The 12,326-nt window shown below is 72.6% G+C and carries 11 protein-coding genes and 1 riboswitch; of the genes, 9 read left to right on the top strand and 2 right to left on the bottom strand.

Features of this window, described 5'->3' with window-relative positions; all coding sequences use genetic code 11:
- Nucleotides 1-119: 119 nt before the first annotated feature.
- The 4 genes from PV419_RS32550 (at nt 120) to PV419_RS32535 (ending at nt 5,177) form a co-directional block, all read left to right on the top strand.
- On the top strand, nt 120-1,517 hold the full coding sequence (locus PV419_RS32550) for a pitrilysin family protein (protein WP_319695068.1): 1,398 nt from the start codon (nt 120-122) through the stop codon (nt 1,515-1,517).
- A gap of 17 nt (nt 1,518-1,534) precedes the next feature.
- Nucleotides 1,535-2,917, top strand: a complete 1,383-nt coding sequence (locus tag PV419_RS32545; RefSeq protein ID WP_319695140.1) for a pitrilysin family protein — start codon at nt 1,535-1,537, stop codon at nt 2,915-2,917.
- A gap of 259 nt (nt 2,918-3,176) precedes the next feature.
- Nucleotides 3,177-3,374, top strand: a riboswitch (cyclic di-AMP (ydaO/yuaA leader).
- 13 nt (nt 3,375-3,387) lie between these two features.
- Nucleotides 3,388-4,212, top strand: coding sequence for a M23 family metallopeptidase (locus PV419_RS32540; RefSeq protein WP_319695066.1), 825 nt, complete (start codon nt 3,388-3,390; stop codon nt 4,210-4,212).
- 203 nt (nt 4,213-4,415) lie between these two features.
- Nucleotides 4,416-5,177, top strand: coding sequence for a GntR family transcriptional regulator (locus PV419_RS32535; protein ID WP_319695064.1), 762 nt, complete (start codon nt 4,416-4,418; stop codon nt 5,175-5,177).
- A gap of 206 nt (nt 5,178-5,383) precedes the next feature.
- Here PV419_RS32535 and PV419_RS32530 read toward each other — a convergent pair whose 3' ends face one another.
- Nucleotides 5,384-5,665 carry an HPr family phosphocarrier protein gene (locus PV419_RS32530; protein WP_319695062.1) on the bottom strand — a complete coding sequence of 94 codons (282 nt, stop codon included), beginning with the start codon at nt 5,663-5,665 and terminating at the stop codon, nt 5,384-5,386.
- 210 nt (nt 5,666-5,875) lie between these two features.
- Here PV419_RS32530 and PV419_RS32525 point away from each other — a divergent pair, with 210 nt between their 5' ends.
- From PV419_RS32525 to PV419_RS32505, 5 genes are read left to right on the top strand one after another with little or no spacing between them, the layout of a single operon-like run.
- Nucleotides 5,876-8,935, top strand: a complete 3,060-nt coding sequence (locus tag PV419_RS32525; protein WP_319695061.1) for a GNAT family N-acetyltransferase — start codon at nt 5,876-5,878, stop codon at nt 8,933-8,935.
- A gap of 59 nt (nt 8,936-8,994) precedes the next feature.
- On the top strand, nt 8,995-9,591 hold the full coding sequence (locus PV419_RS32520; protein ID WP_319695060.1) for a DUF5998 family protein: 597 nt from the start codon (nt 8,995-8,997) through the stop codon (nt 9,589-9,591).
- On the top strand, nt 9,591-10,826 hold the full coding sequence (locus PV419_RS32515; RefSeq protein ID WP_319695059.1) for an alkaline phosphatase family protein: 1,236 nt from the start codon (nt 9,591-9,593) through the stop codon (nt 10,824-10,826). Before PV419_RS32520 ends, PV419_RS32515 begins: the two co-directional genes overlap by 1 nt.
- Nucleotides 10,827-10,881: 55 nt before the next feature.
- Nucleotides 10,882-11,532: a thymidine kinase gene (locus tag PV419_RS32510; protein ID WP_319695057.1), complete on the top strand. Its 651-nt coding sequence runs from the start codon at nt 10,882-10,884 to the stop codon at nt 11,530-11,532.
- Nucleotides 11,533-11,568: 36 nt separating this feature from the next.
- Nucleotides 11,569-11,769, top strand: a complete 201-nt coding sequence (locus PV419_RS32505) for a hypothetical protein (protein WP_319695055.1) — start codon at nt 11,569-11,571, stop codon at nt 11,767-11,769.
- Nucleotides 11,770-12,038: 269 nt separating this feature from the next.
- On the opposite strand, the gene PV419_RS32500 is transcribed toward PV419_RS32505, so the two are convergent.
- Nucleotides 12,039-12,281 (bottom strand): DUF5302 domain-containing protein, encoded by a 243-nt coding sequence (locus PV419_RS32500; protein ID WP_319695054.1) that lies wholly within the window; start codon nt 12,279-12,281, stop codon nt 12,039-12,041.
- Between the last annotated feature and the right edge of the window lie 45 nt (nt 12,282-12,326).

Raw genomic sequence — 12,326 nt, 5'->3', positions numbered from 1 at the left:
CCCGCCTCGAGAGATTCCCCGGCGGGAACTTCGCCAGATGTCCGTGCGCTTGCATACAGTGACAGGACCGCACTTCAAGCGGCTCGCACGCGCTCCATCCCGCGATCGAAGGGACGTACATGCCCATGGGTCACACGGCCACGGAACAAGCCGGCTCCGGCGGCCTGACAGCGACCGAGCACCGGCTGGCCAACGGCCTGCGGGTGGTGCTCTCCCAAGACCACCTGACCCCGGTCGCGGCGGTCTGCCTGTGGTACGACGTAGGCTCGCGCCACGAAGTCAAGGGGCGTACGGGCCTGGCTCACCTTTTCGAGCACTTGATGTTCCAGGGCTCGGCGCAGGTCACGGGCAACGGCCACTTCGAGCTGGTGCAGGGCGCCGGCGGCTCGCTGAACGGGACGACCAGCTTTGAGCGGACCAACTACTTCGAGACGATGCCGGCCCACCAGGTGGAGCTGGCGCTGTGGCTCGAGGCGGACCGCATGGGGTCGCTGCTGACCGCGCTGGACGAGGAGAGCCTGGAGAACCAGCGCGACGTCGTCAAGAACGAGCGCCGCCAGCGCTACGACAACGTGCCGTACGGCACGGCCTTCGAGCGCCTGGTCGCCATGGCCTACCCCGAGGGCCACCCGTACCACCACACCCCGATCGGCTCGATGGCCGACCTGGACGCGGCCTCCCTGGAGGACGCCCGCGAGTTCTTCCGCACGTACTACGCGCCGAACAACGCCGTGCTGGCGGTCGTTGGCGATATCGACCCCGAGCAGACCCTGGCCTGGATCGAGAAGTACTTCGGCACCATTCCCTCCCACGACGGCAAGCGCCCGCCCCGCGACGGCACCCTGCCGGAGGTGATCGGCGGACAGCTGCGCGAGGTCGTCGAGGAGGAGGTCCCGGCCCGCGCCCTGATGGCCGCCTACCGGCTGCCGCACGACGGCACCCGTGAGGCCGACGCCGCCGACCTGGCGCTGACCATCCTGGGCGGCGGGGAGTCCTCCCGCCTGCACAACCGCCTGGTGCGCCGGGACCGTACGGCCGTGGCCGCGGGCTTCGGCCTGCTGCGGCTGTCGGGCGCCCCCTCGCTCGGCTGGCTGGACGTGAAGACCTCCGGCGGCGTGGAGGTCCCCGACATCGAGGCCGCCGTCGACGAGGAGCTGGCCCGGTTCGCCGAGGAGGGGCCGACCCCGGAGGAGATGGAGCGCGCTCAGGCCCAGCTGGAGCGCGAGTGGCTGGACCGGCTGGCCACGGTCGGCGGGCGGGCCGACGAGCTGTGCCGCTTCGCCGTGCTGTTCGGTGACCCGCAGCTGGCGCTGACCGCCGTGGGGCGCGTCCTGCAGGTGACGGCCGAGGAGGTGCGGGCCGTGGCCCAGGCCAGGCTGCGCCCCGACAACCGCGCGGTGCTGGTCTACGAGCCGGTCCAAGGCGCCGAGCAGGCCGAGGCCGAGGCCGACGCCGCCGACGGCGACAAGGACGCAGCAGCCGACGACAACGACGCAGAAGGGGAGTCGGCCCAGTGAGCGACGCCGTCACCACCATGACCTTCCACCCCCAGCCGCAGGCGGGGGCCGCCAAGCCGTGGGCCTTCCCGGCCCCCGAGCGCGCCGAGCTGTCCAACGGGCTGACCGTGCTGCGCTGTCACCGCCCCGGCCAGCAGGTCGTCGCCGTGGAGATCAACCTCGCCGCCCCGCTGGACGCCGAGCCGGCCGGGCTCGACGGCATCGCCACGATCATGGCCCGCGCCCTGTCCGAGGGCACCGACAAGCACACCGCCGAGGAGTTCGCCGCCGAGCTGGAGCGCTGCGGCGCCACCCTGGACGCATACGCCGACCACCCCGGCGTCCGGGTGTCGCTCGAGGTCCCCGTCTCCCGGCTGCCCAAGGCGCTCGGCCTGCTGGCCGACGCGCTGCGCGCGCCCGCCTTCCCCGAGGGCGAGGTGGAGCGGCTGGTGCGCAACCGCCTCGACGAGATCCCGCACGAGCTGGCCAACCCGGCCCGGCGCGCCTCGATGGCGCTGTCCAAGGCGCTCTTCCCGGCCGAGACCCGGATGTCCCGGCCGCGCCAGGGCACCAAGGAGACCGTCGAGGGAATCGACGCCGCGGCCGTGCGGGCCTTCTACGAGGCGCATGTCCGCCCCTCCACCGCGACCGCCGTGGTCGTCGGCGACCTCGCCGGCGTCGACCTCGACAAGGCGCTGGCCGAGTCCCTCGGCGCCTGGACGGGCGGCGCCGCCGAGTCCCGCGCCATGCCGCCGATCACCGCCGACGACACCGGCCGGGTGATCATCGTCGACCGGCCGGGCGCGGTGCAGACCCAGCTGCTCATCGGGCGGATCGGCGCCGACCGCCACGACCGGGTCTGGCCCGCCCAGGTGCTCGGCACCTACTGCCTGGGCGGCACCCTCACCTCCCGGCTCGACCGGGTGCTGCGCGAGGAGAAGGGCTACACGTACGGCGTGCGCGCCTTCGGCCAGGTGCTCCGCTCCGCGGCCCCGGACGCCTCCGGAGGGACCACGGGCGCCGCGATGCTGGCCATCAGCGGCTCGGTGGCCACCGAGGTCACCGGCCCCGCCCTGGAGGACCTGTGGAAGGTGCTGGGCACGCTGAAGGAGGAGGGCCTCACGGACGCCGAGCGCGATGTCGCCGTGCAGAACCTCGTCGGGGTGGCCCCGCTGAAGTACGAGACGGCGGCCGCCGTCGCGGGCACGCTCGCCGACCAGGTCGAGCAGCACCTGCCGGACGACTTCCAGGCGCAGTTGTACGCGCGCCTCGCGGAGACCGGGACGGTGGAGGCAACCGCCGCGGTGGTGAGCGCCTTCCCGCCCGACCGGCTGGTCACGGTGCTCGTCGGTGACGCCTCGACGATCGAGGAGCCGGTCAAGGCGCTCGGCATCGGCGAGGTGCGCGTCATCCAGGGCTGACCCGCCCGGCCGCGCGAGTGGGCCCGGGTCAGGGCCCAACAGAGAGCTGTGGCAAGGCCCCTGGCGCCGTTTCAGGCGCCAGGGGCCTTTTTGCCGTCACTTCACGCGTCGTTTCGCCCGCTTTATAGCAGAGGTTGCCCGTCTGGTCGGTGGTGTCTGTGGGGAAACCAACAAAAAGGCGGAACCGTTTGGTGATCGAATGCGGTCACGCTTAGCGTCAGTCCGGTTGTCCGACCGAGACACGCCGCACCCGCGGCACGGACAACCATCGCCGAGTCCCCGTACGGCGCGAGCCAGGGGAGCCGGGGAACCAGCCTCGCCCGACGCCGCCCGCGGCGCCGGACGGGTGATCCCCAGGGGTGAATCGGACGCCTTGCCCGCGAGGGGGAGGGGCCCGTAGGAGACCTTCCTGCTCCGAACCCGTCAGCTAACCCGGTAGGCGAGAGGGAAGGAAAGGAGTGCGCCGGACCATGGCGTTCACCCGTACCACCGGGAAGCACCGCCGCCCCAGTCGGGCCCCCCGCCCCACCCGTTCCGGCGCCAACCTCGCGGGCATAGCCACGCTGGCCGCCTCCGGCGTGGTCGCCGGCTTCGCCGCCCCGGCCCTCGCGGCATCGGACGACCCGCGGGGCTTCGAGGACACCGGGTTGCGCCAGGCGGTCGCCATGGGCGATGAACTCGCCGACCAGGTCGCGGCCCAGGCGCAGACCCAGCAGAGCGTCGCCGAGGAGGCCGCCGCCAAGGCGCAGGCCGAGGCCGCGGCCCGCAAGGAGGCCGCGCGGCAGGCGGCCGAGGCGAAGCGGAAGGCCGAGGCGGCCGCCAAGAAGGCCAAGCAGGAGCGCGAGGCCAAGGAGCGCGCGGCGCGCGAGGCCGAGCGCAAGCGGCTGAACACGTTCGTGTCGCCGATCCCCGGCTCGTACCTCTCCACCGGCTACCAGGCGTCCAGCGGCCTGTGGTCCTCGGGCAGCCACACCGGCGTGGACTTCCACGCCGCGTCCGGCACCTCGGTGCACTCCGTCGGCTCCGGCACCGTGGTCGAGGCCGGCTGGGGCGGCGCGTACGGCAACAACATCGTGATCAAGATGAACGACGGCACCTACACCCAGTACGGCCACCTGTCGTCCATCGGCGTCTCCGTCGGCCAGACGGTCACCCCCGGCCAGCAGATCGGCCTGTCCGGCGCCACGGGTAATGTGACCGGCCCGCATCTGCACTTCGAGGCCCGCACCAGCCCCGACTACGGCTCGGACATCGACCCCGTCGCCTACCTGCGCTCGCACGGCGTGAACATCTGATCACGCTGCTTCGGCTTCCGAAGGCCCCGGTCCCGCGGACCGGGGCCTTCGGCGTACCCGCTCGCCCGCCTGGCCAAAAAATATCCATGAAATCCCCCCGCCCATCGGAAATTCCAGCCCCTTAGAATAGAGTCGCTGAACACGCGTCAATCGGCTGCGTTTCGCGGAGATTAAGGCGGAGGTTCGACAATGCGGGACCGGAAGTGAGCGGCGATACGACCGCGACGCCGGGCGGTCGTCGGATTTCGGCGCACGCGGTGTGTACGGCGATCCGCGACGACATCGTCTCCGGCACCTTCGCGCCCGGCAGCCGGCTGATCGAGGAACTCCTCGCCCGGCGCTACGGCGTCTCGCGCGTGCCCGTGCGCGAGGCGCTGCGCACCCTGGAGTCGGAAGGCTTTGTGACCACCCGCAGACACGCGGGCGCGTGCGTCGCTCAGCCGTCCGACCGGGAGGCCGCCGACTTGCTGGACATCCGCGCCCTGCTGGAGCCGCTGGGAGCCGCCCGGGCCGCCCAGCGGCGCACCGAGGCGCATCTGAAGGTGTTGCGCGGCCTGGTCCGGCTCGGCCAGGAGCGGGCCCAGCGCGGGCAGCTGGGCGAGTTGCGGTCGCTCGGTGACTGGTTCCACGAGACGCTGGCCCAGGCCTCCGGCAGCCCGAGCCTGGCCGGGCTGCTGGTGCAGCTGAGGCGCAAGATCGCCTGGGTGTACGCGGTGGAACCGGCCGGCCGACCGACGCAGCCCGCCCCGGGCGGCGCCCTGCGCTCCGACTTCTCGCTCCGGGCCGTGGAGTCCTGGGACGAGCACGGCGCGCTGGTCGACGCGGTGGCGCGCGGCGACGCCAACCGTGCGCGGGCGCTCGCCGCGGCGCACGCCGAGCGCTCGATGTCGGAATACCGGCTGCGCCGCCCCTCCCGTGTGAGCGGTTCGAAACATTCCGTAAACACGGCGGGTGTCCGGAATTAACAGCGGCCCCGTATACAACTTCTAAGAATGGCCGCCGGTGCATAGCGGCCGTGGATTTCCGCGGCCGCCGATTTCGCGTCCCCGTATTTCTGATATCGCGTGGATAAACAGTACGGCCGCGGTCCCCTGTCATGGGTCACCGCGGCCGCGCCGTGTGGATGTGCCGAATTGATTCGCCGAGTCCCAGGCGAATCGGATGGAGTCAGTCAGACGGTCTCCGGAAGCTCCTCGAGCCCCTCCGCGACCAGCTTGGCCAGCCGGTCGAGCGCGATCTCGGCGTCGTCCGCGTCGGAGGACAGGACGACCTCCTCGCCGCCCTGGGCGCCCAGACCGAGCACCGCGAGCATGGAAGCGGCGTTGACCGGGGTGCCGTCCGCCTTGGCGATCGTGATGGGGACGCCGGCGGCGGTGGCCGCCCGGACGAAGATCGACGCGGGGCGGGCGTGCAGGCCCTCGGCCCAGCCGATGTTGACGCGGCGCTCAGCCATGGTGTTGCCCTTCAGGTGCGGAGTTGCTGTTGTCTAGACCAATATCATATGGTGTCGCATGTCTGCGTCTGCCCGGAAAGTGTCCGAGTAGGCCCGCACGTGCCCGTACGGGTCCGATATGGACCTTCCCTCGACACCTCCTCCCAACGCAAGGGTGTCCGCCATACGGACGTCCGGACCTCCTTCCGCCCGGGCCGTAGTCTTGGCCGCATGCGGCTGCCGTCCGACACCCATGCCTACCCGGCCCACTGGGAGGCCGATGTGGTGCTCCGCGACGGCGGCACCGCCCGGATCCGCCCCATCACCCCCGACGACGCGCAGCGCCTGGTCAGCTTCTACGAGCGGGTCTCGGACGAGTCCAAGTACTACCGCTTCTTTGCGCCCTACCCCCGGCTCTCCGACCGCGACGTGCACCGCTTCACGCACCACGACTACGTCGACCGGGTGGGCCTGGCCGCCACGGTCGGGGGCCAGTTCATCGCCACCGTCCGCTACGACCGGATCGACGCCCAAGGCATGCCCTCGGCGGCGCCGGCCGACGAGGCCGAGGTCGCCTTCCTCGTCCAGGACGCCCACCAGGGCCGCGGGGTGGCCTCCGTGCTCCTCGAGCACATCGCCGCCGTCGCCCGCGAGCGCGGGATCCGTCGCTTCGCCGCCGAGGTACTGCCGGCCAACATCAAGATGATCAAGGTGTTCACGGACGCGGGCTACACCCAGAAGCGCAGCTTCGAGGACGGCGTCGTCCGCCTGGAGTTCGACCTCGAACCCACCGACCGCTCCCTGGCCGTCATGCGCGCCCGCGAGCAGCGCGCCGAGGCCCGCTCCGTACAGCGGCTGCTCGCTCCCGGCTCCATCGCCGTCATCGGCACCGGGCGTGCCCCGGGCGGTGTCGGCCGCACCGTGCTGCGTAACCTCCTCGACGGCGGGTTCACTGGTCGCGTGTACGCCGTCAACAGCGCCTTTCCCGAGGAACAGGAGCGGCTCGACCCCGAGGGCGTCCCGGCTCACCGCTCGATCCGCGAGATCGGCGGCCCGGTCGACCTCGCCGTCGTCGCCGTCCCCGCCGCACAGGTGCCCTCCGTGGTCGCGGACTGCGGCGACAGCGGCGTCCAGGGCCTCGTCGTGCTCTCCGCCGGCTACGCGGAGAGCGGGCTGGGGGGCCGCGACCGGCAGCGCGAGCTGGTCCGCCAGGCGCGCACCTACGGCATGCGGATCATCGGCCCCAACGCCTTCGGCGTCATCAACACCGCCGGCGGCGTGCGGCTGAACGCCTCCCTCTCGCCGCGGCTGCCCGCCCCCGGGCGGCTCGGCCTGTTCACCCAGTCCGGGGCGATAGGCATCGCGCTGCTGTCCGGGCTGGCCCTGCGCGGCGCGGGGGCCGCCGGGGTCTCCACCTTCGTCTCCGCGGGCAACCGCGCCGACGTGTCCGGCAACGACGTCCTGCAGTACTGGTACGACGACCCGCAGACCGACGTCGCCCTGATGTACCTCGAGTCCATCGGCAACCCCCGCAAGTTCTCCCGGCTCGCCAAGCGCACGGCCGCGGTCAAGCCGGTCGTGGTCGTCAAAGGCGCCCGCCACAGCGGCAGCGCCCCCACCGGCCACGCCGTCCCCACCCCCGGCATCCCGGACACCACCGTCTCCGCCCTGCTGCGACAGGCGGGCGTCATCCGGGTCGACACGGTCACCGAACTCGTCGACGCCGGGCTGCTGCTCGCCTCCCAGCCGCTCCCCGGCGGCCCGCGCATCGCCATCCTCGGCAACTCCGACTCCCTGGGGCTGCTCACCTACGACGCCTGCCTCACCGACGGGCTGCGCCCGCTGCCGCCCCGCGACCTGACCACGGCCGCCGCCCCCGACGACTTCCGGCGAGCCCTCGCCGAGGCCCTCGCCGACGATGCGTGCGACGCCGTCGTCGTCACCGCCATCCCCTGGGTCGGCGACTCCGACGCGGCCGACCTCGCCGGGGCGATGCGCGGCGCCGCCGCCGAAGCCGCGGCACGCGGCGCGGCCAAGCCGGTGGCGGTGGTCCACCTGGAGATCCCCGGGCTCGCCGAGGCCCTGACCGCACCCTGGGACGCCGTCGGGGCCGGGGCAGGGCGCGGGGAAGAGGTCGACGGGGCTGACGGGGCGCCCTTCCCCGCCCCGCGGATCCCCGCGTACCCAGCCGCGGAGCGCGCCGTACGGGCCCTCGCCGAGGCCGCGGGGTACGCGCGGTGGCGGCGGCAGGTCGAGGAGGCGGGTAAGACGGCGCAGCTCCCCGAGTACGAGGACATCGACGAAGCGGGGGCCGCGGCCGACATCGCCGTACTGCTCGCCCCGAGCGAAGGCGCGCCGGTCGAGGGCGCGCTGGCCGAGGGCGTCCCGGCTGGGGGCGCGGCGACCGACGGTGCGACGCACGGCGCCCTGGCCGTGGACACCGCGGCCTATGCCTCCCCGGCACACGCCCCCCAGCCGCAGTGCGCCCCGGCCGGCGGCGGCCCGCGCCCGGATGCCGCCGCGTCGCCCGTCGCGGCGGCGGACGCCTCGGCCCCGGATGCCGCCGCGTCGCCCGTCGCGGCGGCGGACGCCTCGGCCCCGTACGCCGTCACCCTCTCCGCCCCCGACGCCCAGCGCCTCCTCGCCCGCTACGGCGTCAGCGTGCTGCCCGCGCTCCCCGCCGCCGACCCGGACGCCGCCGTGCGGGCCGCGGCCAGGCTCGGCTTTCCCGTCGCCCTCAAGACCACCGCCCCCCACCTGCGCCACCGCGCCGACCTCGGCGGAGTGCGGCTCGACCTCGGTGAGGAGGCGGAACTGCGCCGGGCCTACGCCGAGTTGACCGGCTACCTCGGCGCCCCCGAAGAGCTGCGGCTCGTCGTGCAGCGGATGGCCCCGCGCGGCGTCGACACCGTCGTACGGGCCGCCATCGACCCCGCCGCCGGGGCGGTGCTCTCCTTCGGGCTCGCCGGAGCCCCCTCCGAGCTGCTCGGCGACACCGCCCACCGGCTCGTCCCGGCGACCGACCGGGACGCCGCCGAGCTGATCAGATCCATCCGGACCGCGCCGCTCCTGTTCGGCTGGCGCGGCTCCCGCCCCGTCGACACCGCGGCGCTCGAAGAGCTCCTGCTGCGGGTGTCCCGCATGGTGGACGACCATCCCGAGGTGGTCGCCGTCGACCTCGAACCGGTCGTCGTCGCCCAGCGCGGCCTGTCCGTGCTCGGTGCGGCCGTGCGGCTGGCCCCGCCGCCCCCGCGCACCGACCTCGGCCCCCGCCACCTGCCCAGCTACTGACGTCCTCAGCCGTGGTCGGCGTGGGCGCCGGTGTCGGTGCGGCCCCGTAGGATGGGGACATGGCGAAGACCGGTACGACGACCCAGGGGCTGCGCGCGGCGATCGAGCGCAGCGGCTATTACCCGGCACTCGTTGCCGAAGCGGTGGAGGCCGCCGTGGGTGGTGAGCCGGTCGTCTCGTATCTGGTCCACCAGGAGACCACCTTCGATTCCAACGAGGTCCGCCGCCATGTCACGGTCCTCGTCCTGACCGGCACCCGCTTCATCGTCAGTCACACCGACGAGCAAGCGGCCGACGGCACCTCCCCGTCGCCGTACGCCACCACCTCCACCGAGTCCGTGAAGTTGCAGCGGATCTCCTCGGTCGTGCTGAGCCGGGTCGTGGCCAACCCCGAGTCGTACACCCCCGGCACGCTGCCCCGCGAGGTGGTCCTCACCATCGGCTGGGGCGCCGTCAACCGCCTCGACCTCGAGCCCGCCGCCTGTGGCGACCCCAACTGCGAGGCCGACCACGGCTACACCGGCTCCTCCACCGCCGACGATCTGAGCCTGCGGGTCAGCGAGGCGGGCGACGGCCCCGACAGCGTCCGGCAGACCCTCTCCTTCGCCCAGTCGCTCTCGGAAGCCACCGCGGACACGCCGGACTCCGGCCGCTGATGTCCGACTCCATCGCGGACTCCGCCACCGCCGCCCGATGGCATGAGCCCGAGCCCGAGCCGCTCGACCCTCGCTCCGCCCCCGTGCCCCGCTACGGCAGGGGATCGCTCGCCGACCTGCTGCCCGCCGTCGCCGCGGGCCAGGGCGTCCCGGGCCTGACCTCCGGCCTCGCTCTCGCGCCCGCCGACCGCGTGTGCGTGTTCCTGGTCGACGGCCTCGGCTGGGAGCTGCTGCGCGCCCACCCCGCCGAAGCGCCCTTCCTGGCCTCGCTGCTGCCCGGCTCGCTGAGCGGCACCGGAGCGCCGATCACCGCGGGCTTCCCCTCCACCACCGCGACATCCCTGGCCTCCGTCGGCACGGGCCTGCCGCCCGGCGCCCACGGCCTGCCCGGCTATACGGTGGCCGATCCTGCCACCGGCCGGCTGATGAACCAGCTGCGCTGGCAGCCGTGGACGGATCCGCAGGCCTGGCAGCCGTATCCCACGGTCTTCCAACTGGCCGACGCCGCGGGTGTGCACACCTGCCAGGTGTCCGCGCCGACCTTCGCCGAGACGCCGCTCACCAAGATCGCTCTGAGCGGCGGCACCTTCCATGGCCGGCTCTCCGGCGAGGAGCGGATGGACCTCGCGGCCGAGCAGCTGGCCGCGAGCGACCGCTCGCTGGTGTACACGTACTACAGCGAAGTCGACGGCAAGGGGCACCGCTTCGGCGTCGACTCCGACGAGTGGCGCGCCCAGCTGCGCTATGTGGACGGGCTCGTGCAGCGCCTCGCCGAGCAACTGCCGCCCCGCGCCGCCCTTTACGTGACCGCTGACCACGGCATGATCGACATCCCCTTCGACCCGGAGTCGCGGATCGACTTCGACGAGGACTGGGAGCTGCGGGCCGGAGTCGCCCTGCTGGGCGGCGAGGGCCGGGCCCGCCATGTGTACGCGGTCCCCGGCGCGGCGAGCGATGTGCTGGCGGTGTGGCGCGAGGTGCTCGGCGACCGGATGTGGGTGGCGAGCCGCGACGAGGCCATCGAGGCGGGCTGGTTCGGGCAACCCGACGACGCCGGCGGCGGCGGCGTGGACGAGCGGGTGTACCGGCGGATCGGCGATGTGGTGGCCGCCGCCAGCGCGGACGTCGCGATCGTCGCGTCGCGGACCGAGCCGAAGGAGTCGGCGATGGTGGGGCTGCACGGCTCGATGACCCCCGTCGAGCAGCTCGTCCCGCTGCTCGAAGTACGCTCCTGAGCCGTTCTCCTCTCCCGCGCCGCTCTCCCTCTCGTACGAAAGGCCTCGCGACCCCATGCCCGAGCTGGTGTTCTTCTCCGGAACCATGGACTGCGGAAAGAGCACACTTGCTCTACAGCGAATCTACAATCGGTCGGCAAGGGGTCTACAGGGCGTGATCTTCACGCGTGATGACCGGGCGGGGGAAGGGAAACTGTCTTCGCGACTCGGTCTGGTGACGGAGGCTGTCGAGGCGGCGCAGGAGATGGATCTGTACGCCTATGTCGTGGGTCGGATGTCGCAGGGCGACAAGGTCGACTATCTGATTGTCGATGAGGCGCAGTTCCTGGCGCCGGAGCAGATCGATCAGCTGGCGCGGGTCGTGGACGACCTGGGCCTCGATGTCTTCGCCTTCGGTATCACGACCGACTTTCGGACCAGGCTCTTCCCGGGCTCGCAACGGTTGATCGAGCTGGCGGACCGGATAGAGACCCTTCAGGTCGAGGCGATGTGCTGGTGCGGGGCGCGTGCCACGCACAACGCCCGCACGGTGGGCGGCGAGATGGTCGTGGAGGGTGAGCAGGTTGTCGTCGGTGACGTGAATCGCCCCACCGCGAAGGTCGGCTACGAGGTGTTGTGCCGACGCCATCACCGCCGCCGCATGACGAGCGCCGCTGCGCGTGCCGGCGCGCTCTCGCCGGACGTCCTGCCGTTTGCCCCCTCTTGAGCCTCGAACCTGCCTTCCGCGCCGTTGACTGCGGCCATGGCGACGGCGACTGCACGGCCGTTGGCAGCCACCCGTCCGATGCCCGCCACCCTGGAAGCGACCTGTGCGTGGTCTGGGACCGGTGCCTGGCCGGCCGAGCGCGTCACGCTACGGCAGCCCGCCAACCTGGACAGGCCCGACCTGGACCTGTGGCTCGGCGTGCCCGCAGCCGCCGCGTTCCGGCCGCGCGCACGGTGACTCACACGGCCGGAGCCGAACTCGCTTACGACGTCCTGATCCTGGGCCGCAAACTGAGCGGCACGGACAGGACCAAGTCCACGCGGCGACGCCATCGGCCCGCGCCAACCGCAGCGGGACCCGTTTCCACAGGCGCAGACCGTCGGCTACGAGTTCACCGGCAACCGGCACGCGGGGGTATGTGCACGTCCCGGGCCTATATACAGGGCGCGAGTTCGTGGCGCCCAGAGGGTGTGTTGTGGGGCGGCCGGATCGCGGAACTGATTGACTCAGCCGCCGCTCTTGCGCCGGAACGACCGCTGGCTCGCAGCCGGGCCGTTCGCCCTACGGACCTTCGACGCCTCAACGTTCGCAGCGAGGTCAGCGGCGTCCGCCTGTACACCGTTCTTGCGCGCCAGGGCCTCCCGGAACTTGCGTTTCAGGTCGTAGTGGCCGTCGCTGTCGGGCACCAGAGCGGACGTCTCGGGGTCGGTCGCCTCCGAACCTTCTTCGGATGCAGACTCTGCGGTCATGGCGACCTCCTGGGTTCGGGTATTGGGAAGCACAGCTTGTCATGC

This window comes from Streptomyces sp. ME19-01-6 (assembly GCF_033793745.1).
Classification (GTDB): Bacteria; Actinomycetota; Actinomycetes; order Streptomycetales; family Streptomycetaceae; genus Streptomyces.
The sequence above is the reverse complement of the archived record's forward strand: the minus strand, read 5'-3'. Positions and strand labels throughout refer to the sequence as shown.

Coding starts and splice junctions, on each gene's coding strand:
- PV419_RS32505 (WP_319695055.1), top strand. CDS start 11,569: ATGGCGACGGCGACTGCACGGCCGTTGGCAGCCACCCGTCCGATGCCC.
- PV419_RS32530 (WP_319695062.1), bottom strand. CDS start 5,665: ATGGCTGAGCGCCGCGTCAACATCGGCTGGGCCGAGGGCCTGCACGCC.
- PV419_RS32510 (WP_319695057.1), top strand. CDS start 10,882: ATGCCCGAGCTGGTGTTCTTCTCCGGAACCATGGACTGCGGAAAGAGC.
- PV419_RS32540 (WP_319695066.1), top strand. CDS start 3,388: ATGGCGTTCACCCGTACCACCGGGAAGCACCGCCGCCCCAGTCGGGCC.
- PV419_RS32545 (WP_319695140.1), top strand. CDS start 1,535: ATGACCTTCCACCCCCAGCCGCAGGCGGGGGCCGCCAAGCCGTGGGCC.
- PV419_RS32520 (WP_319695060.1), top strand. CDS start 8,995: ATGGCGAAGACCGGTACGACGACCCAGGGGCTGCGCGCGGCGATCGAG.
- PV419_RS32550 (WP_319695068.1), top strand. CDS start 120: ATGCCCATGGGTCACACGGCCACGGAACAAGCCGGCTCCGGCGGCCTG.
- PV419_RS32525 (WP_319695061.1), top strand. CDS start 5,876: ATGCGGCTGCCGTCCGACACCCATGCCTACCCGGCCCACTGGGAGGCC.
- PV419_RS32500 (WP_319695054.1), bottom strand. CDS start 12,281: ATGACCGCAGAGTCTGCATCCGAAGAAGGTTCGGAGGCGACCGACCCC.
- PV419_RS32515 (WP_319695059.1), top strand. CDS start 9,591: ATGTCCGACTCCATCGCGGACTCCGCCACCGCCGCCCGATGGCATGAG.